The sequence below is a fragment of the Pseudoxanthomonas sp. UC19_8 genome, from assembly GCF_042700505.1.
Taxonomy (GTDB): domain Bacteria; phylum Pseudomonadota; class Gammaproteobacteria; order Xanthomonadales; family Xanthomonadaceae; genus Pseudoxanthomonas_A; species Pseudoxanthomonas_A winnipegensis.
In genome coordinates this window covers 3675560-3695479 of the sequence record NZ_CP170559.1, presented here as the reverse complement: position 1 = coordinate 3695479, position 19920 = coordinate 3675560, and the positions used below count along the sequence as shown (strand labels likewise).

17 protein-coding genes and 1 pseudogene are annotated in these 19920 nt (G+C 69.9%); 7 read left to right on the top strand and 11 right to left on the bottom strand.

The genetic code is table 11. The annotated features are described in order from the left end of the window. Window positions 1–90: 90 nt before the first annotated feature. The 4 genes from ACFJIT_RS16305 to adh form a co-directional block, all read right to left on the bottom strand. The gene (locus ACFJIT_RS16305) at window positions 91–1323 is read right to left on the bottom strand and encodes a c-type cytochrome (protein WP_379654283.1); all 1233 of its coding nucleotides are present in this window, start codon (window positions 1321–1323) and stop codon (window positions 91–93) included. Window positions 1324–1347: 24 nt separating this feature from the next. After that, window positions 1348–3060 (bottom strand): methanol/ethanol family PQQ-dependent dehydrogenase, encoded by a 1713-nt coding sequence (locus tag ACFJIT_RS16300; RefSeq protein ID WP_130520440.1) that lies wholly within the window; start codon window positions 3058–3060, stop codon window positions 1348–1350. A gap of 44 nt (window positions 3061–3104) precedes the next feature. Continuing rightward, window positions 3105–5357 carry a TonB-dependent receptor gene (locus ACFJIT_RS16295; RefSeq protein ID WP_379654282.1) on the bottom strand — a complete coding sequence of 751 codons (2253 nt, stop codon included), beginning with the start codon at window positions 5355–5357 and terminating at the stop codon, window positions 3105–3107. Window positions 5358–5642: 285 nt separating this feature from the next. Beyond that, window positions 5643–7172 carry an aldehyde dehydrogenase gene (gene adh / locus ACFJIT_RS16290; RefSeq protein WP_379654281.1) on the bottom strand — a complete coding sequence of 510 codons (1530 nt, stop codon included), beginning with the start codon at window positions 7170–7172 and terminating at the stop codon, window positions 5643–5645. A gap of 240 nt (window positions 7173–7412) precedes the next feature. Between adh and ACFJIT_RS16285 the strand changes: the two genes are divergently transcribed. Beyond that, entirely contained in the window at window positions 7413–9317 is a 1905-nt protein-coding gene (locus tag ACFJIT_RS16285; protein ID WP_379654280.1) for a sigma-54-dependent Fis family transcriptional regulator, read from the top strand. A gap of 231 nt (window positions 9318–9548) precedes the next feature. Here ACFJIT_RS16285 and ACFJIT_RS16280 read toward each other — a convergent pair whose 3' ends face one another. The 5 genes and pseudogenes from ACFJIT_RS16280 to phhA form a co-directional block, all read right to left on the bottom strand. Then, window positions 9549–9860, bottom strand: coding sequence for a hypothetical protein (locus ACFJIT_RS16280; RefSeq protein WP_379654279.1), 312 nt, complete (start codon window positions 9858–9860; stop codon window positions 9549–9551). A 108-nt stretch (window positions 9861–9968) separates the two neighbouring features. Beyond that, entirely contained in the window at window positions 9969–10622 is a 654-nt protein-coding gene (locus tag ACFJIT_RS16275; protein ID WP_379654278.1) for an HAD-IA family hydrolase, read from the bottom strand. 389 nt (window positions 10623–11011) lie between these two features. Next, a pseudogene (locus tag ACFJIT_RS16270) lies at window positions 11012–11984 on the bottom strand (alpha/beta hydrolase). 98 nt (window positions 11985–12082) lie between these two features. Continuing rightward, window positions 12083–12514, bottom strand: a complete 432-nt coding sequence (locus tag ACFJIT_RS16265; protein WP_379654277.1) for a hypothetical protein — start codon at window positions 12512–12514, stop codon at window positions 12083–12085. A 78-nt stretch (window positions 12515–12592) separates the two neighbouring features. Continuing rightward, entirely contained in the window at window positions 12593–13483 is an 891-nt protein-coding gene (gene phhA / locus ACFJIT_RS16260) for a phenylalanine 4-monooxygenase (RefSeq protein ID WP_379654276.1), read from the bottom strand. 132 nt (window positions 13484–13615) lie between these two features. Here phhA and ACFJIT_RS16255 point away from each other — a divergent pair, with 132 nt between their 5' ends. The 5 genes from ACFJIT_RS16255 (at window position 13616) to ACFJIT_RS16235 (ending at window position 16205) form a co-directional block, all read left to right on the top strand. Continuing rightward, window positions 13616–14095 (top strand): Lrp/AsnC family transcriptional regulator, encoded by a 480-nt coding sequence (locus ACFJIT_RS16255; RefSeq protein WP_379654275.1) that lies wholly within the window; start codon window positions 13616–13618, stop codon window positions 14093–14095. Between the two features lie 12 nt (window positions 14096–14107). Then, window positions 14108–14473 carry a glyoxalase gene (locus tag ACFJIT_RS16250; RefSeq protein ID WP_379654274.1) on the top strand — a complete coding sequence of 122 codons (366 nt, stop codon included), beginning with the start codon at window positions 14108–14110 and terminating at the stop codon, window positions 14471–14473. 9 nt (window positions 14474–14482) lie between these two features. Next, window positions 14483–15097, top strand: a complete 615-nt coding sequence (locus ACFJIT_RS16245) for a glutathione S-transferase N-terminal domain-containing protein (protein ID WP_379654273.1) — start codon at window positions 14483–14485, stop codon at window positions 15095–15097. A gap of 18 nt (window positions 15098–15115) precedes the next feature. Further along, a complete protein-coding gene (locus ACFJIT_RS16240) occupies window positions 15116–15499 on the top strand; it encodes a TfoX/Sxy family protein (RefSeq protein ID WP_340649717.1) in 384 nt (127 codons plus the stop codon). Window positions 15500–15560: 61 nt separating this feature from the next. Continuing rightward, window positions 15561–16205 (top strand): Vat family streptogramin A O-acetyltransferase, encoded by a 645-nt coding sequence (locus ACFJIT_RS16235; protein WP_379654272.1) that lies wholly within the window; start codon window positions 15561–15563, stop codon window positions 16203–16205. Between the two features lie 27 nt (window positions 16206–16232). On the opposite strand, the gene ACFJIT_RS16230 is transcribed toward ACFJIT_RS16235, so the two are convergent. Beyond that, entirely contained in the window at window positions 16233–17195 is a 963-nt protein-coding gene (locus ACFJIT_RS16230; protein ID WP_379654271.1) for a LysR substrate-binding domain-containing protein, read from the bottom strand. Between the two features lie 78 nt (window positions 17196–17273). Here ACFJIT_RS16230 and ACFJIT_RS16225 point away from each other — a divergent pair, with 78 nt between their 5' ends. Further along, on the top strand, window positions 17274–17468 hold the full coding sequence (locus ACFJIT_RS16225; RefSeq protein ID WP_379654270.1) for a hypothetical protein: 195 nt from the start codon (window positions 17274–17276) through the stop codon (window positions 17466–17468). A 72-nt stretch (window positions 17469–17540) separates the two neighbouring features. Here the strand turns inward: ACFJIT_RS16225 and ACFJIT_RS16220 are convergent, their stop codons facing one another. Beyond that, on the bottom strand, window positions 17541–19772 hold the full coding sequence (locus ACFJIT_RS16220) for an NADP-dependent isocitrate dehydrogenase (protein ID WP_379654269.1): 2232 nt from the start codon (window positions 19770–19772) through the stop codon (window positions 17541–17543). Between the last annotated feature and the right edge of the window lie 148 nt (window positions 19773–19920).

The following is a 19920-nucleotide window of genomic DNA, read 5'->3' as shown; positions in this document are numbered from 1 at the left end:
GGGCCGGGGATCGACGGAGCGCGGGGAGCGCCGTCGACGGGGCGGTGAGGCGACCGCCGCGACGGGGAGACCGTCGCGGCGGCGTTGCGCTTACGGCTCGTTGCCGCGGTAGACCAGCGGCTCCTTGGAGGCCTTGGCCTCGTCGAAGGTCAGCGGCTTGTCGCCGGCCGGGTAGCCGTTCTCCTGCAGGATGAAGGCCATGATGTTGGCGTAGGTATCGTGGTCCAGGCTGGCCGGCTGGGTGGCGGGCATGTTCTGCGAGACGATGGTGAAGATGTCGCCCACGTGGAAGCCCGCCGCCGGGTTGGCGAAGTGCTTGCCCTTCAGCGCCGGGCCGGCGCGGCCGGCCAGCGTGTCGCCGTGGCACAGCGCGCAGTTGTCGGCGTACTCCTGCTTGCCCTTGTCGGCCTGCGCGGCGGTGAACAGCTTGGGCGCATCGCCGGCCGCGGCCGTGGCGGCCGCCGCGGGGCCTGCGCCGGCGCCGTTCCAGGCCAGCTGCGCGCCGCGCCTGAACATCGCCTGCGTGGTCGCGTTGGCCTGCGCCTTGCCGCCGCCTTGCGGCGTGGCCAGCACCGCGTAGGGATCCAGCAGCCTGCCCAGCGTGCCGTCGGCGCCGAGCGTGGCGACGCTGGCCTCGAAGGCCTGCGCGGCCGCGGCGTTGGCCGGGTCGTACAGGGCCACCAGGTTCCAGCGCGCGTGCGGCTCGTCCAGCTCGGCGTAGTCGAACGGCGCGGCGTCCTTATGCGCGCTCAGCCAGCCGACCACCGCCGGACGCCACAGCATGGCCGCGCCGACCTTGTGCTGCTCCAGCGCCTCGATGGCGTCGTCGTTGGTCAGGTGCACGTCGGCCTGCAGCTTCGGGTAATCGGCGAAGTACAGGTTGGGCGTGGTCTGGTAGGTCACCGCGACCGGGCTGCCCGCCGGCAGCGTGGCCAGCGAGCGGGCCTGGCTGCCGTGCGGAGTGACCAGCACGAAGCCGGTGCGCCCGTAGGCGGCGGTGGCCTTGAGGCCCTCGGGCACGCCCGAGGCGCTGGCATCGACCGGGAAGCCGAGCACCAGCTGGCAATCCTTGGCCGCCAGCTTGTTGAACTCCTTCAGGTCGAAGCCTTCATCGTCATCGCCGGTGCCGTCGAACTCGTGCACCGACAAGGTGGTCTTCTGCTGCCTGGCCACGGCCGCGGCGATGGCCTTGTCCATCGCCGCGGTCGGGCTGGAGCTGTCCACGCAGACCGAGACGGCGGCCTGGGCGGCGCCGATGCCGCTGGCGCACAGCGCCAGCGACAGGACTGAACGGAGGAGGGTGGGGTGCGGGGTGTGTTTCATGGCCTGGCTCCGGGGTGCGAATGCTTACAGCGAGAACACGTACAGGTGGCCGCCGAGCGGAATGTTGCGGACCTTGGGATCCTTGGCCATCTCGCCGCCCCAGATCGGCACGCCGCCGCCCCAGCCCGCGTACACGCCGACGTACTGCTTGCCGTTGACGGTCCAGGTGGAGGGCACGCCCAGCACGCCGGAGGCCATCTGCGGGCTCTTCCACAGGACCTTGCCGGTCTTGGCGTCGAAGGCGTACAGGTAGCCATCGGCGCTGCCGGAGAACAGCAGGCCGCCGGCGGTGGTCAACATGCCGCCGTTCCACGGCAGCTCGGACGGGAAGTTCCAGACCTGCTTGCCGGTGTTCAGATCGATCGCCTGCACCGCGCCCCAGTGGTTGGGGAAGGCCGGGTCGCGCTTGACCAGGAAGGTCTCGCCCAGGAACGGCAGGCCGGCCTTGTAGCTGACCGCCGCGCCCTTCATGGTCATGCAGGTGTGCAGGGTCGGCACGTAGGCCATGTGCGTGTCGGGGCTGACCGAGATCGGCCACCAGTTCTTGCCGCCCAGGAAGCTGGGGCAGGTGAACACTTCCTTGTCCACGGTCGGGCGCATCGCCGGATCGGTGACCGGCTTGCCGTCCTTGAAGCCGCTGACCGAGGTGGCCGTGGCGAACTTCTCGGCATAGATCAGCTTGCCGTTGGTGCGGTCGATCGCATAGAACCAGCCGTTGCGGCTGGCGCTGACGATGGCCTTGTACTTCTTGCCCTTGTAGGTGATGTCGGTCAGCACCGTCTCGTTGGTGCCGTCGTAGTCCCAGGTGTCGTTGGGCGTGTACTGGTAGTGCCACTTGATCTTGCCGTCGGCCGGGTTCACCGCGATGACCGAGTCGGTGTACAGATTGTCGCCCGGGCGCAGCGTGGCCAGCCACGGGCCGGGATTGCCCACGCCCCAGAACAGGGTGTCGGTGTCGGCGTCGTAGCTGCCGGTCAGCCAGGCCGCGCCGCCGCCGGTCTCGGCCGCGCCCTTCGGCCAGGTGTCGCCGCCCGGCTCGCCCGGCAGCGGGATGGTGTGCAGCTTCCACACCTGCTTGCCGGTCTTGGCGTCCAGCGCCTCGATGAAGCCGCGCGCGCCGTACTCGCCGCCGGACACGCCGACGATCACCTTGCCCTTGACCACCAGCGGGGCCAGGGTCATCGCATAGCCCACGTCGGGCGCGTTGAGCTGCTCGTTCCAGGCCACATCGCCGGTCTGCGCGTTCAGCGCGACCACGTGGTTGTCCAGGGTGGCCATGTAGACCTTGTCCTCGTACAGCGCCACGCCGCGATTGACCACGTCGCAGCAGATGGTCTTCAGGCCGACGTTGGACAGGTCGTGGGCGTACTCCCACAGCTTCTTGCCGGTGCTGGCCTGGAAGGCGATCAGGTGGTTCTTCGGCGTGGTGATGAACAGATAGTCGCCGTTGACGATCGGCGGGGCCTCGTGGCCCATGTCGAACTCGCTCTTCCAGTCCCAGGCCGGCTTGAGGTTGGCCACGTTGCCGGTGTCGATGGTCTTGAACGGCGCATAGCCGCGGCTGGTGTAGTCGCGGCGGTACATCAGCCAGCCGCTGTCGCTGGCGGCGGCCTTCAGGCGCGCGTCGGTCACCGGGGCATACGGGGCATCGGCGGCGCTGGCCGCGCCGCTGCAGGCCAGCACGCTGGCCACGGCCAGTGCCTTGAGCGCCTGGGTGGTGGGACGATGGATGTGCATGTGTCGCTCTCCTGGGTAATGGGTTGCCTTGGGGATGCGGTGGACTAGAAGCGGTAGCGGGCCCCGACCCAGCCACCGCGCGGGGCGCCCGGCCCCAGGAACCGGGGATCGGAATCCCCGGGGAAGACGTCGCCCGGCTCGCCCAACGTGCCGAAGCTGGCGTAGCGCTTGCCGGTGGGGTTCTCGATGCGCGCGCTCAGCTGCAGGCGCGGGGTCACGTCCCAGCGCGCGTGCAGGCCGAACAGCGCATAGCCGCCGAGCGGCGCGAGCTGGTTGGACTCGTCGCCGCGCAGGTACTGGTTGCTGCGGTACTGGCCATCGATGCCGATGCGCAGGGCGTCGCTCAGCGCGAACTCGACCCCGGCCTTGAGCTGGTGCCGCGACAGGCCCGGGATGCGATCGCCGCGCTGCACGGTGATCTGCCCGTCGGCGTCGGCCTGCGGGTGGTGGACCGCGTTCTCGGTGAAGCCGTCTTGGTAGGTCGCATCCAGCCACACATAGCTGGCCGACCACTCCACCCGGTCGCCCGCCAGGCGGCCCTGTGCGGACAGCTCCAGGCCCTGGCGGCGGGTGTCGCCAACATTGGCGAAGAAGCCCTCGTTGGAGGTCGCCCCGCCGACGGCCTGGAACAGGATGTCGTCATGGCTGGTGGTGCGGAACACGCCGGCCTGCCACTGCACGCCGGCGCCGCGGCCGCGCAGGCCGGCCTCCCAGCTCTTGGCCACTACCTGGTCGAGCGGCGGATCGGCGACGAACTGGTTGGGCAGCTTGCACGGCGCGTCCTCGTCCGAGCAGGTCAGTTCCACCGGCGTGGGCGCGCGGGTGGACTCGCTGTAGCTGCCGTAGGCGGTGAGCGAGTTGCTCGACTTCCAGGCCAGGCCCGCGGCCGGATTCAGGCGCGAGAACGTGTGCTCGCCGTTGAGGTCCGGGTTCTCGCCCGAGCGATCGGCGATGCGCGTGCGGGTGTGGTTGTAGCGGGCCGAGACGGTCAGCGCCAGCGCGTCGGTGAGGCTGAAGGTGTCGGTGGCGTACCAGGCGTAGGTGCGCGTGCTGGCGAACACGTCCAGCGCCTCATCGGGAATCTGCAGGCCCGAATCGCGCGAGGTGCTGCGGTCCTCCAGCAGCACCGCCGGCGCGACGATGCTGGAATAGCGCACGTTGCCGCTGAGCCAGTCGCCGCCGATCACAAGCTGGTTATCGTGGCCGCCGAGCGGGCGCGAGAACACCAGCTGCACGTTGCCGCCGTGCGCGCGCTGGCGGCGGTGGCCGATGTTGTTCACCGCGTCGTAGTCGGAGGAGACCGGATCACCGTTCTGGTCGGTGACGAAGGCCTGCTGGCCCTGGTCGTCCTCGTCCTCGCACAAAAAAGCGGGATCGTCCTCACAGGCTTCCGCGTCGCTGGTGTCGCCGTTGAACGAGCGCGTCTTGACCGTGCGCTGGTAGGCCATCGCGCTCAGCACCAGATCGTCGGCGAGGTCGTAGCGGCCGTGCAGGCTGGCCTGGGTCAGGTCGTTCCGTGTCTGGTCCGGCGCGGTGAAGATGCTGGCGTAGTCGCGGCGCATGGCCTGGATCGACTGCGCGCCGTTGCCGGTGAGATTGGTCCTGGCCTTGGCCAGATCCAGATCCAGCGCGGCGCGCTCGCCGCGCCAGCCGAAGTTGGCCATGTAATGGCGCGCGTGGGTGGGCGAGAGATCGCGCCAGCCCTGTTCGTGCAGGTTGTCGGCCAGCACGTAGTAACCCAGCGTGCCGTTGTTGCCGCCGGACTCGACGCTGGCCACCTCGCGGCCGAACGAACCGGCCTCATACGACAGCGTCGTGCCCGGATCGTCGAAGCCGTTCTTGGACCGCAGCACGATCGCACCGCCCAGCGTGTTCAGGCCGAACACCGGGTTGGCGCCGGTGACCACGTCCAGCCGGTCGATGCCCTGCTGCGGCAGCAGGTCCCAGTTGACCGTGTCGCCGAAGACCTCGTTGACGCGCACGCCGTCCTGGTAGACCGCGATGCCCTGGGCGATGCCCAGCAGCGGCGAGCCGGTGAAGCCGCGGAACTGCACATCCGGCTGCAGCGGATTGCCCTGCACGCTGTTGAGGCTGATGCCGGCCACCTGGCGATCCATGGCCTCGGTCAGGTCGACCGAAGTCATGCGGTCCAGCTGGTCCGCATCCAGCCCACGCACCGGATACGGCGACTTGTCCGCCGGCAGCGTGGCATCGCCATTGGGCGTCACGCCGACCACGTCGAGCGTGGGCAGCGTGGTGATGCCGGGTGTCGCGGTGTCGGCGGCCAGCGCGGGCATGAGGGCGGGGCAGGCTCCAAGCAGGGCCAGCGCCAGCGCACGGCTCAGCGCGCGCCGCGACGGCATCCGCTGGGCAGGAGAGGTGGAAGACGGGGTGCGAAGACGTGCAGCGGCCGGCACGTGCCGGACACCGCTTCGCCGCTGGTCGTCGTTGCAGACGGCCATATGGAGCTCCTCGAACGCGGTTGCAGAGGCTGCGGCGCGCCGGCCTGTGGCCAGGTCAGCGCACCGCGGCGATGGATCGCATCCCGACGCGGGGAGGTGCGATGCGATCCTTCCAACCGGTCAGAAGAAGCCGAGCTTCTTCGGCGAGTAGCTCACCAGCAGGTTCTTGGTCTGCTGGTAGTGGTCGAGCATCATCTTGTGCGTCTCGCGGCCGATGCCCGACTGCTTGTAGCCGCCGAAGGCCGCATGCGCCGGGTAGGCGTGATAGCAGTTGGTCCACACGCGGCCGGCCTGGATCGCGCGGCCCATGCGGTACAGGCGCGAGGCGTCGCGGCTCCACACGCCGGCGCCCAGGCCGTAGAGCGTGTCGTTGGCGATGGCCAGCGCCTCGGCCTCGTCCTTGAAGGTCGTCACCGACACCACCGGCCCGAAGATCTCCTCCTGGAAGATGCGCATCTTGTTGTGGCCCTTGAACACGGTGGGCTTGACGTAGAAGCCGCCCTCCAGCTCGCCCGGCAGCTTGTTCTGCGCACCGCCGGTGAGGACTTCGGCGCCTTCCTGCTTGCCGATATCGATGTAGGACAGGATCTTCTCAAGCTGCTCGCCGGAGGCCTGCGCGCCGATCATGGTGTTGGGATCCAGCGGGTTGCCCTGCTTGATCGCCTCCACGCGGGCGATGACCTTCTCCATGAACTTCTCGTAGATCGATTCCTGGATCAGCGCGCGCGAGGGGCAGGTGCAGACCTCGCCCTGGTTGAAGGCGAACAGCACGAAGCCCTCCACCGCCTTGTCCAGGAAATCGTCGTCCTCGGCCATCACGTCGGCGAAGAAGATGTTGGGCGACTTGCCGCCCAGCTCCAGCGTCACCGGGATCAGGTTCTGCGAGGCGTACTGCATGATCAGCCGGCCGGTGGTGGTCTCGCCGGTGAAGGCGATCTTGGCGATGCGCGGGCTGGAGGCCAGCGGCTTGCCCGCTTCCAGGCCGAAGCCGTTGACCACGTTGAGCACGCCGGCGGGGAGCAGATCGCCGATGACTTCCATCAGCACCAGGATCGAGGCCGGGGTCTGCTCGGCGGGCTTGAGCACCACGCAGTTGCCGGCGGCCAGCGCCGGGGACAGCTTCCAGCACGCCATCAGCAGCGGGAAATTCCACGGGATGATCTGGCCGACCACGCCCAGCGGCTCGTGGAAGTGATAGGCGATGGTGTCCTTGTCGATCTCCGAGATGCTGCCTTCCTGCGCGCGCAGCACGCCGGCGAAGTAGCGGAAGTGGTCGGCGCACAGCGGCACGTCGGCGTTGAGCGTCTCGCGGATCGGCTTGCCGTTGTCCCAGGTCTCCGCGTAGGCCAGCAGCTCGAGGTTGGCCTCGATGCGGTCGGCGATCTTCAGCAGGATGTTGGCGCGCTCGGTCGGCGAGGTGGCGCCCCAGGCGTCCTTGGCGGCATGCGCGGCATCCAGCGCGGCGTCCACGTCCTGCGCGTTGGAGCGCGGGATCTGGGTGAAGGCCTTGCCGGTCACCGGCGTGATGTTGTCGAAGTACTGGCCGCTCTTCGGCTCGACCCACGCGCCGCCGATGAAGTTGGCGTAGCGTTTCTTGAAGATGGACTGCGGGTCGGTGGACATCGGCTTGGTGCTGGTGACGGCGTTCATGGCGTTCTCCTAGTGCGGGGTGTGTGTCGCCCAATGGGTGTGCCCAATAGCGCAAGCCCGATGCCAAAAACGCGGTGCTGCGCCGCGTCACGACCCTGGGCCGCGGCGGGCCGAGGTTCATGCCCCGCGGCTGTTGCGGCGCACCACGTCCACCCGTTGCAAGCGTCGACGCGCTGTGATGTTTATTGGGACATCGCCCCGTTGCGCTGTCGCAAAATGCGACACCTTGAGGAGTTGGGAATGGCACAGCCGCTGACTGCTTCGGATCGCGCCCTGGGCGCCGCACGCCGCGCGTTCTTCGAACACGGCGGCGCGCCGGTGGGCAAGGTGCCCGACACCATCCTGCGCTCCTGGGTGCGCTGCCAGCGCCTGGGCCTGCCGGCGCAGGGCGCGCCGCAGATCGAGCCGGTCAGCGCCGCCCGCCTGAGCGAGATGCGCGAGCGCCACGAAAAGCTCTGGCGCCTGGCGCGCGCCGAGCTGGAGCTGCTGTCCTCCGACGCGGCGGCCACCGGCAGCATCGTCATCCTCACCGACGAGGACGGCTGGATCCTCGATGCCGAGGGCAGCGCCAGCTTCCTCGACCGCGCCGGCCGCGTGGCGCTGATGCCCGGCGCCTGCTGGAACGAGGCCCAGGTCGGCACCAACGCCATCGGCACGGCCATCGTCGAAGGCCGCCCGGTGGTCGTCCACGGCGGCGAGCACTACCTGGCACCGCACGGCATCTTGAGCTGCTCGGCCACGCCGATCTTCGACCCCTACGGCACGCGCATCGGCGTGCTGGACATCTCCGGCGATGCGCGCGTCTCGCACATGCACGCGCTGGGGCTGGCGCGGATGGCGGTGGCCAGCATCGAGCATCGCTACTTCGACGACGGCATCCCCGATGCCGAGCTGCTGCGCCTGCACCGCGACCCGGCGCTGCTGGGCACCGCGCGCGAGGGCTTGCTGGCCTTCCGCAACGGCAAACTGGTGGCCGCCAACCAGGCCGGCCTGCAGCTGTTCGGCCTGGAGCGCGGCGAACTGGGCCGCGCTTCCTACACCGGCCTGTTCGCCGACGCGCCCAGCCGGCTGCGCGACGACGGCGTGCTGCTCGACCGCCAGGGCCGCGCGCTGCACGGCCGCGTCGAGGACGGCCAGGCCCGTGCCCGGCGCCCGGCCGCGCGGCCGCCGATCACCGTCTCGGCCGCCGTCGATCCGCAGGCCAGCGACGCGCCGTTGTTCGACGCCGAGCAGGACGCCGCGCTGGCGCGCGCCCGGCGCGTGCTCGATGCCGGCCTGCCGGTGCTGGTGCAGGGTCAGACCGGCACCGGCAAGGAAGTCTTCGCACGCGAACTGCATCGCCGCTGCGCGCGCGCGGGCCGGCCCTTCGTCGCGGTCAACTGCGCCGCCCTGCCCGAAGGCCTGATCGAGGCCGAACTGTTCGGCTACGAGGACGGCGCCTTCACCGGCGCGCGCAAGCACGGCAACCCCGGCCTGTTGCGCCAGGCCGACGGCGGCGTGCTGTTCCTGGACGAGATCGGGGATATGCCGCTGGCGCTGCAGCCGCGGCTGCTGCGCGTCCTGCAGGAGCGCGAGCTGCTGCCGCTGGGCGGCGGCAAGCCGGTCAAGCTGGACTTCGCCCTGATCTGCGCCACCCACCGCGAGCTGGACCAGGCCATCGCCGAGGGCCGCTTCCGCCCCGACCTGTACTACCGCATTGCCCACCACACCGTGCGCATCCCCGCGCTGGCCGAACACGGCGACCGCGCCGGGCTGGTGCACGCGCTCTGGCAGCGCCTGGGCCAGGGCCGGCGCCTGACCGACGACGCCCACGCCCTGCTGGCCAGCTACGACTGGCCCGGCAATCTGCGCCAGCTCAGCGCCTGCCTGCGCACCCTGGTGGCGCTCAGCGAGCCGGGCGAGACCATCGGCGCGGACATGCTGCCATCCTACCTGCACATCCAGCGCCCGGCGCTGCCCGTCGCCCCGGCCGCGCTCGCCGCCCCGGCCAGCGCGCAGGACCTGGACGCCCTGGCCGAAGCCGCGATGCGCCAGGCCCTGGCCGACTGCGAAGGCAACGTCACCCGCGCCGCGCGCAAGCTCGGCATCAGCCGCAGCACCCTCTATCGCCGCCTGGGTCAGGACCTGCGCGATACCACGCACTAGCCATCGTGGACGTGGCGCAATGGTCTCCTCGAAGCTCCCAGCAGCTTGGATGTAGAGCGGAGCTTGCTCCGCTGCTCTTCGTTCGGTTCGTGGGGAAGGCCCCAGCGGAGCAAGCTCCGCTCTACAGGGAAGAGCTACTGTTTTGGTCTTTGGGACCGCAGCCGGCGATGAGGCTTTCCCGATGAGCCAAACGCGACCATCGCGCGAAGGCCGTACGGCAGCTTCTACGCGTCAGGCGGCCGTCGCCTGCGCTGCTTGGCGTCGCAGCATCGCGTCCATCAGGGCGCGCATGCGGGCGAGGTCGCGCTGGGCGGTTTCCAGCACGCGCGGCTCGTTCGCTTCGAGCAGACGCTGGGCCGCCTCGGCGACGTCATGCAGCACCGCCGCCGCGTCCATGTCCAGGAAGATGCGCAGGCTGCGCACATGGCGCTGCAGCGCCTGCCGCAAGGCCAGGTTTGCGCTGCCGGCGCAGGCGGCGATCGCGTCCAGGGTCAGGTCAAGCTGGGCCAGTTCGTCGAACAGCTCATCGGCATTGGGGCGCATCGGTCGTATCCGGCAGATCCCCTGTTCAGAACAGGAACGGGGTTCGCAGGATCCTCCGGTCAGCACCGTGAACGCCGGGTTAGGGCGGCCCGGTGGCGGCGTGGCGCGTCAGCCGGCGTCCAGCAACTGCAGGCCGTCGGGCGTCGCGCGCGCCTGGAGCGCGAGGTAGTCGCGCACCTGCCGGTGCGGCGTCTCCAGCGGGTGCGCATGCGCGGCCTGGATCACCAGCACGTCCGCGCCGGCGGCCTCGGCCGCGGCGATGCCGGCCGGCGCGTCCTCGAACACCAGGCAGTCCTCGGCGGCCACGCCCAGCCGCGCCGCGGCCAGGCGATAGCCGGCCGGATCGGGCTTGCCGTGGACCACGTCCTCGGCGGTGACCAGCACCGCCGGCGGCACCAGGCCGGCGGCCTGCATGCGGCGCAGCGCCAACGCTCGCGGCGCCGAAGTCACCACCGCCCAGCGCGTTGCCGGCAGGCCTGCGATGAACGCCGCCGCGCCGGCGATGGGCGCGACGCCCTCGACGTCGGCGATCTCATCGCGCGTGATGCCTTCCGCCTCGGCCTGCGCATCCACGCCCGGCAGGCCGAGGCCGGCGATGGTGTCGATGGCCCGCGCGCCGTGGATGGTCGGCACGAACGTGGCCGGTTCCAGGCCATGCCGCAGCGCCCAGCGCGTCCACACGCGCTCGGCGGCGGCGATCGAAGTCAGCAGCGTGCCATCCATATCGAACAGGAAGGCGGGGTAAAGCGCAGAGGGATTCAAGAGCAAAACCGAAGCGACGCAGGGGCCCACCAGCCTACCGGCTCACCCGCAAGCCACGCGCGAAGGCGCGCGCGACTCGACACGTTGTTCGCGCCTCGCCCCACCAGCGCGAGATGCGCCAGTCCCAACCCGTGCAAGAAAGGGAGGAGGCAAAAAGCGCGCGCGGTGCGAGGGGTGGACGGCGCCTGCCACATGCGAGGTGCGCCAGCGCCCAGGATCCGCCCCTCCCCTTTGCGCGCAGCGCAAGGGGGAGGCTGGGAGGGGCGCTCTTCGCGGTGAATCTCCGGCGCCCAAGGCTCCCCGCGAAGAGCGACCCCTCCCCGTCAGTCGCTAGCCGCGACTTCGAGCTCCCCTTCGCCTGCGGCGAAAGGGAGGGGGCAAAAGCGCGCTCAGCGCGCTGGTGCCGACGCCGTTTGCGAGGTGATCCAGTCCACCGCCAGCCGCGGCCAGGCGGCCAGGGTCAGGCCCTGGATGCGGCGCACGCCGAAGCCGTGGCCGCCCTTGGGGAAGATATGCAGTTCGCTCGACACGCCGGCACCGAGCAGCGCCTGTTCGTACACCAGCGTGTTCTGCACCGGCACCACGTCGTCGTCCTGCGCGGCCAGCAGGAAGGTCGGCGGCGTGCGCGCGCTTACCCGGCTCTGCATCGAATAGTCATGCACCAGCTGCGCATCCGGATGCGGCCCCAGCAGGCGCTTGCGCGAACCGGTATGGCCGATGGCATTGCCCATGTCGATCACCGGATAGATCAGCAGCGAAAAGTCCGGCCGCGCGCTGAGGCGGTCGGCGGCATCCACCGGCGCGTACACCGCATCGTCGAAGCGCGTGGCCAGACTGGCCGCGACATGGCCACCGGCCGAGAAGCCCATCACCCCCACGCGCGCCGGATCCAGGCCGTCCTCCTTCGCATGCGCCCGGATCAGGCGCAGCGCGCGCTGCGCATCGGCCAGCGGCGCGTTGCGGCCATCGACATGACCCTCGTCAGGCAGCCGGTAGCGCAGCACTAACAGGGTGATGCCGGCTTGGTCGGCGAAGGCCGGCACCAGCGAGGTGCCTTCGTTGTCGATCACGATGTGCGCATAGCCGCCGCCGGGCACCACCAGCAGGGCACTGCCGTTCGGATGCGCCGGCCGGTAGACGACCATGTACGGCGCGCGGATGCCGCGGATGGAACGGTCCGGCACCGCCGGATCATCGCTGTGGTCGACGATGGTCGGCTGCGCCGGCGCGCCCTCCGAGCCCGGCCCGGTGCCGCCCGGCCACAGCAGGATCCGGTGTCTGAGCTCCTCGGGGGTTTCCGGCCGAAGGCCGCTCGGCGGCCTGCGCCGAGACCGCCACGAGCAGCAACAGCAGGACCTGCATCCAACGCATCGCCGTTTCCCTTGCCCGATGGAACAGGCCCGGATGCTAACCCCCGCGGATGGCGCGCCGTCGCGCGGACGCGACACGCGCCGCGAAACTCAAGGCGATGGGTTCAGGTCCTTCCACTCCTGCGAATCCAGCCGATAACGGAACTGCGCCGCATTGGTCGGATGGAAATCCGCGCCGCTGAGCAGGAACACGAACCGCTCGCCGGTGGCCGATGCCTTGGCGTGGCCGAGCGTGTTGTGCCAGGCACTCCATTCCGGGATCACCAGCACGGCCGGCACGCGCGTCGCGTCGGTCTGGAGCACGTCCTCGACATGGACGCGATAGCGGATGACGTTGCTGAGTCCCGGCCGGGTGGGTGCCTCGAAGTCGGTGACGGGCCGTCCCTGACCATCGATCATGTCCACCTCGACGACGCGGCCGACGATGACGTGATCGGACTTGGCCAGGATCTCGGAGAGCGGCAGGTGGACGATCGAGGTCGCATCGGCCGCGCCACCGCAGCACAACGCCAGCAGCAGCATCCATCGCTTCATCGCCACGCCCTCCGGGACCGATGCGGCGAGCTTAGCGCGGCGACATCTCCTCCGCGTCGCCGCGCCTCACACGTCCCCGCCGTCGGCCCAGCCCTCACCGGTGCCGCGCTGGAAGACGCGATCCCGGTCCAGCACGCGCCCGGCGGGCAGCGCCTCGGCATGCTCGAGCTCGGCGTAGAGCGGGGTGAAGTCCGGCGCGGTGGCCTGGATCAGCTGTTCGAAGCTGTCGATGACGAAGTAGGTCTTCTGGTAGTCGTCGATGCGGTAGCGCGTGCGCATCACCCGCGTCAGGTCGAAGCCGATCCGGTTGGGCGCGGCCGACTCCAGGCAGTACAGCGACTCGCCCTTCGACGAGACGATGCCGGCGCCGTAGATGCGCAGGCCCTGCGGCGTTTCGATCAGGCCGAACTCCACCGTGTACCAGTACAGCCGGGTCAGGTTGACCAGCGCCTGCGGGCCGATGCCATGCGCCTTGACCCCGCCGCGCCCGTAGGCCTGCATGTAGTCGGCGAACAGCGGGTTCATCAGCAGCGGCACATGGCCGAACAGGTCGTGGAACAGGTCAGGCTCGGCGATGTAGTCGATCTGCTCGGGCCGCCGGATCCACCAGGTCACCGGGAAGCGCCGGTGCGCCAGGTGCTCGAAGAAGTCCAGCTCCGGCAGCAGGCCTTCCACGCCCACCAGCTGCCAGCCGGTGGCCGCGCCCAGCACCACGTTGAGATCGTCGAAGCGCGGGATCTCGTCCGCGCTCAGGCCCATCGCATCCTGCGCGGCGAGGAACTCGTCGCATGCGCGGCCCACCAGCAGCGCGCGCTGGCGTTCGAACAGCTGGCCCCAGGTCCGGTGATCGGCGGCGCTGTAGCTGGCCCAGGGCTGCTCGACCACGGCCGTGGTGTAGACCGGCACATAGCCCTTGTCGGTGAGCTGGTTCTCGACGCGGCGCGGCGTGGTGTCCATGGCGGTCTCCTGCGGGCAGCAAAGGCAGGCTCCCACGCTACCGGCAAGCGCGCGCAACGGGCTTGCGAAAGTTGCAGGATCCAGCCCTCAGGGCGCAATCTTGTTGCGTCATTCCATGTTGCGACGCGACAAATGGACGTACCAAGCCCGCTCGATCGCACGGATCTTCGTCTGCTGGCCCAGCTGCAGACCGACGGCCGCGCCAGCAACGCCGAGCTGGCCGCGCGCATCAACCTGTCACCCTCGGCCTGCCTGCGTCGCATCCAGCGCCTGGAGGCGGCCGGTGTCATCGCCGGCTACGGCGCCCGGCTGGAGGCGCGCGCGCTGGGCCTGGGCCTGCAGGCCTTCGTGCGCGTCCAGCTGGCCCAGCACGACCAGCCGGCGATCGAGCGCTTCGCCACCGCCGTGACCAGCTGGGACGAGGTCGTCGCCTGCCATGCGCTGACCGGCGACATGGACTATCTGCTGCACATCCTGGTGCGCGACCTGGACCACTTCTCGCGCTTCCTGCTGGACTGGCTGCTGGCCCAGGCCGGCGTGGCCGACGTCAACTCCAGCTTCGTCCTGCGCACCGTCAAGGATGCCGCGGGGATCCCCCTACCCACGACCTGACCGGAGCCGAACATGCAGGCCACCACCTTGACCGCGTTGCAGCCCTTCGTGCCGGGCGGCGCGGATTTTGCCGCCAGCCGGCGCCTGTTCGCCGCGCTGGACTTCGTCGAGGACTGGGAGGCCGGCGATGTGTGCGGATTCCGCAACGGCCCGGTGTCCTTCATCCTGCAGGACTTCCACGACGACCATGTCGCCCACAACCTGATGCTGCGCGTGGTCGTGCCCGACGTGGATGCATGGTGGGGCGAGATGGCCGGGCGCGGATTGGAGCAGCGCTTTCCCGGCTTCCGCCTCGGCACGCCGACCGACTTCCCCTGGGGCCGCGAAGTGCACATGATCGACCTGGCCGGCGTGTGCTGGCATATCGCCAGCGACTGAAGCGACGCCATGTTGAAACTGCTCGGCAAGCCCACCTCGATCAACGTGCGCAAGGTGCTGTGGCTGGCGGCCGAGCTGGACCTGGCGCTGGCGCATGACGCGATGGACGGCCCCGGCGATGCGGACGCGCTGCGTGCGCTCAATCCCAACGGCCTGGTGCCGGTGCTGATCGATGGCAGCGCGGTACTGTGGGAATCCAACACCGTCTGCCGCTACCTGGCCGCGCGCCAGCGGCGTCACGACCTGCTGCCCGCCGAGCCGCTGGCGCGGGCGCGGGTGGAACAGTGGATGGACTGGCAGGCCACCGAGCTCAACGGCGCGTGGCGTCCGGCCTTCATGGCGCTGGTACGGCGCGCGCCGCTGACCCAGGACGCCAGCGCGGTGGAGGCCAGCATCTCGGCCTGGAACCGGCTGATGGGCCTGCTGGACGCGCAGCTGGCCACGACCGGCGCCTTCGTCGCCGGCGCGGATTTCACCCTGGCCGACATCGTGCTGGGGCTGTCGGCCCACCGCTGGCGGATGACGCCGATGGCGCGGCCGGTGCTGCCGGCCGTCGATGCCTGGATCGCACGCCTGGAGACGCGGGCCGGCTATCGTGCCCACGGCGGCAACGGCATTCCCTGAAGAAGCTTGAGGACACCCATGGCAACCGACGCGGACTTCATCGACTACGTGCACGCCCAGGCCGGGCTGGGCGCGGCGCTGGAATCGAAGAAGATGTTCGGCGAGTACGCGCTGTACCTGGACGGCAAGGTGGTCGCGCTGGTGTGCGACAACCAGGTCTTCCTCAAGCCGACCGCGCCCGGGCGGGGCCTGCTGCACGAGGTGATCGAACAGCCGCCGTACCCGGGCGCCAAGCCGCACTACCTGCTGGCCGATGCGCTGGAGGACACCGACGCGCTGCGGCGCCTGCTGCGCGCCACCGCCGACGCCTTGCCCCTGCCCAAGCCGAAGGCGGCCAAGCAGGCGCCGGCAAAGAAGGCCGCGGCCAAGAAAGCGCCCGCCAGGAAGCCGCCGCGCGGCTGACCGCCTCGCCTCCCGCCACTGGTTACCATCGGCGCCCTCCTTCGATGGCGAGGCATGCCGCATGCACGGCCCCAGTCCCGAGACCCCGCATCCGATGCAGGGCTTTCCCCAGGTGTGCTTCATCCGCAACACCGTGCGCAATCCGCTGATCGAGATCGGCGAGTACACCTACTACGACGACCCGGAAGACTCCGAGGGCTTCGAGCGCAACGTGCTCTACCACTTTCCCTTCATCGGCGACCGGCTGGTGATCGGCAGGTTCTGCGCGATCGCGCGCGGCGCCAAGTTCATCATGAACGGCGCCAACCACAAGCTGTCCGGCATCTCGACCTATCCGTTCCAGATCTTCGGCCACGGCTGGGAGACGGTGATGCCGCAGCCGGGCGAGCTGCCGTACAAGGGCGACACGGTGATCGGCCACGACGTGTGGATCGGCTACGAGGCCCTGATCATGCCGGGCGTGCGCATCGGCAACGGCGCGATCGTCTCGGCGCGCGCGGTGGTCACCGCCGACGTGCCGGCCTACACCATCGTCGGCGGCAACCCCGCGCGGCCGATCAAGGCGCGCTTCGCGCCTGAGCAGGTCGCACGGCTGGAGGCCATCGCCTGGTGGGACTGGCCGGTCGCGCACATCACCGCGCACCTGGACAGGATCGTCGCCGGCGACATCGACGCGCTGGAACGCGTCGCGCTCGCGCGCGACTGACCGCGCTGCTGCACGCGCATGCCGGCCTCAGCGGCGGCGTCGCTGGCGCGCGGCGCTCGCCGTCCTCGTTCTGCCCGGCATCGTCTGCGTCTGTTGCGCGTGCTCCTGCGCCTGGCCGCGCAGCCAGTCGCGGAAGGCGAGGAAACCGCGGTGGTGGGCGGAACGTTCCGGATAGACGAGATAATGCGACCAGGCGGTCTTCAGCCGCCGCGTCGACAGCGGTACCAGATCGCCCAACTCCAGCAGCAGCCGCGCACGCGTGATCCGGCCCAGGGCCACGCCCACGCCGTCCATGGCGGCGCGATGGTGCGATTCGGAGCTGTTGAGCACGGCCACGTAGCGCGCAGGCGGTGTCAGGCCCTCCTGCGCGAACCAGCGCTCCCACTCGCCGTCCGGGTCGCCGAGCAGCGGCCATTCGACCAGCGGCCGGCGCTTGCCGCCCATGCGCCGGATCAGCGCGGGGCTGGCCATGGGCGTGAGCCATTCCTCGAACAGGGGTTCGGCCATCACTTCGGGCCAGACGCCGTGGCCGATGCGCAGCGCCGCGTCGATCTGCGGCTCGCGGGCGAAGTCCACCAGCGCCTCGCTCGACAGCAGGTTGACCTCGATCTTGGGATGCAGCGCCAGGAACCCGCTCAGCCGCGGCACCAGCCAGGCCGACGCCATGGAGGGCGTGATGCTCAGTGTCAGCACGTCCTCGCGCCGCGCCGCGTAGGGCGTGAAGGCCTGGGCGATGGCATCCAGGTGCGGGCCGATGCGATCGAGCAGGCGCTGGCCGTCCCCGGTCACGCGCACGCCGCGTGCGTGCCGTTCCAGCAGGCGGTAGCCCAGGCGCTGCTCGAGGCCGCGCATCTGATGACTGAGCGCGCTGACCGTCAGATGCATCGCGTCGGCGGCACGCGAGAGGTTGCCCAGGCGCGCGGCGATGACGAAGCCCTGCAGGGCGTGCAGCGGGGACGCGACATGGGACTTCCCTTGAGCTGGATTCAAGACTCGCTTGCGAAAGCCTCGCTTCTCGCTGCCTGAGCCTGCGCCTATTGTCGATTCCACTCAAGTGGAGATGCCGATATGAACCTGTTCAAGGCCCTGCTGTTCCACCACGGGCATATCGTCGATGTGGAGCTGGCCCGCTCCCTGGCGGGCGTCGAGCCCGCGCAGGACACCGCCGCGCAGCGCGCCCGCAGGATCAAGCGCGCGCGGCGCCTGGCGCGCAAGCAGGCCCAGTTGGCGCGCGCGAACGCACCGCTCACCGGGTTCCGCTGAGGACGGCCGCAAACGCAAACGGGCCGCCTGCTTTGCGGCAGGCGGCCCGTCGGGGTCACGCGTCGAGGCGGCTTACTTGCCCAGCTTGGCCAGCGCGTCGTTGAAGGTCTGGCTCGGGCGCATGGCGGCGGCGCACTTGGTGAGGTCCGGGTGGTAGTAACCGCCGATGTCCTGCGGGCGGCCCTGGGCGCCGTTGAGCTCGGCCACGATGGTGGCCTCCTGCTCGGCCAGCGCCTTGGCCAGCGGGGCGAACTTGGCCTTCAGCTCGGCATGCTCGTCCTGCGCGGCCAGGGCCTGGGCCCAGTACAGGGCCAGGTAGAAGTGGCTGCCGCGGTTGTCGATCTCGCCGACCTTGCGCGCCGGCGACTTGTTGCTGTCCAGGAACTGGCCGTTGGCCACGTCCAGCGCCTTGGCCAGGGTCAGCGCCGCGGGGTTGTCGTAGGTCTGGCCCAGGTGCTCCAGCGAGGCGGCCAGCGCCAGGAACTCGCCCAGCGAATCCCAGCGCAGGTAACCCTCTTCGACGAACTGCTGCACATGCTTGGGCGCGCTGCCGCCGGCGCCGGTCTCGAACAGCCCGCCGCCGGCCATCAGCGGCACGATCGAGAGCATCTTGGCGCTGGTGCCCAGCTCCATGATCGGGAACAGGTCGGTGAGGTAGTCGCGCAGCACGTTGCCGGTGACCGAGATGGTGTCCTCGCCCTTGCGGATGCGTTCCAGCGACAGCGCGGTGGCCTCCACCGGCGAGAGGATGCGGATGTCCAGGCCGGTGGTGTCGTGGTCCTTGAGGTACCGCTCGACCTTGGCGATCAGCTGCGCGTCGTGCGCGCGCTGCGGATCCAGCCAGAACACCGCCGGCGTGCCGCTCAGGCGCGCGCGGGTGACGGCCAGCTTGACCCAGTCCTGGATCGGCGCGTCCTTGGTCTGGCACATGCGCCACACATCGCCGGCTTCCACCGCGTGCTCGAACACCGTCGCGCCGGCATCATCGGTCACCACCACCTTGCCATCGCCGGGGATGACGAAGGTCTTGTCGTGGCTGCCGTATTCCTCTGCCTTCTGCGCCATCAGGCCGACGTTGGGCACGCTGCCCATGGTGGCCGGGTCGAACGCGCCGTGCGCCTTGCAGTCCTCGATCACCACCTGGTACACGCCGGCATAGCTGCGGTCGGGGATCACGGCCTTGGTGTCCTGCAGCTCGCCCTTGGCGTTCCACATCTTGCCGCTGTCGCGGATCATCGCCGGCATCGAGGCGTCGATGATGACGTCGCTGGGCACGTGCAGGTTGGTGATGCCCTTGTCGGAGTTGACCATCGCCAGCGCCGGGCGTTTGGCGTACTCGGCCTCCACATCGGCCTTGATCGCCTCGGCCTGCTCGGCCGGCAGCTTGCCGATCACCGCGTACAGGTCGCCGATGCCGTTGTTGGGGTCGAAGCCCACCGACTTGAGCGCCTCGCCGTGCTTGGCCAGCACGTCCTTGTAGAACTCGCCCACCACGATGCCGAACAGCACCGGGTCGGAGACCTTCATCATCGTGGCCTTCAGGTGCACCGAGAACAGCACGCCCTTGGCCTTGGCGTCCTCGATCTGCGCATCGATGAAGCTGGCCAGCGCCTTGCGGCTCAGCACCGAGGCATCGACCACCTCGCCTTGCTTCACCGCCACCTTGTCCTTGAGCACCGTGCTGCTGCCATCGGCGCCGACGAAGGTGATCTTCAGCGCGCCGGCCGCGCCCAGCGTGGCCGAACGCTCGCTGCCGTAGAAGTCGCCGGACTCCATGTGCGCCACATGGGTCTTCGAATCGGAAGACCACTTGCCCATGCGGTGCGGGTGCTTGCGGGCGTAGTTCTTCACCGACAGCGGCGCGCGGCGGTCGGAGTTGCCCTCGCGCAGCACCGGGTTGACCGCGCTGCCCTTGACCCGGTCATAGCGCGCCTTGGCGTCCTTCTCCGCGTCGGTCTTGGGCTCGTCCGGGTAGGCCGGCAGCGGATAGCCCTGGTCCTGCAGCTCCTTGATCGCGGCCTTGAGCTGCGGCACCGAGGCGGAGATGTTGGGCAGCTTGATGATGTTGGCTTCGGGCGTGGTGGCCAGCGCGCCCAGTTCGGTCAGGTCGTCGGAGACCTTCTGCGCATCGCTCAGCAGGTCGGGGAACTGCGCCAGGATGCGCCCGGCCAGCGAGATGTCGCGGGTCTCGACCACGATGCCGGCGGTGTCGGTGTAGGCGTCGACGATGGGCAGGAACGACTGCGTGGCCAGGAACGGGGCTTCGTCGGTCAGCGTGTACAGGATCTTGGGCGTGCTGGACATTGCGGGCGTTGTCTCTCTTGCAGTGACAGGGGCAGCAGGCGCGGGGGCGACTGCACGGGCGACGCCGCCGGTGGCGAAGGCGGCCCGGGCATCGAGGCGGGGGCAGCGGCTGGCGGCGACCAAGCACGCCATTGTGGCCCCCCGGGCA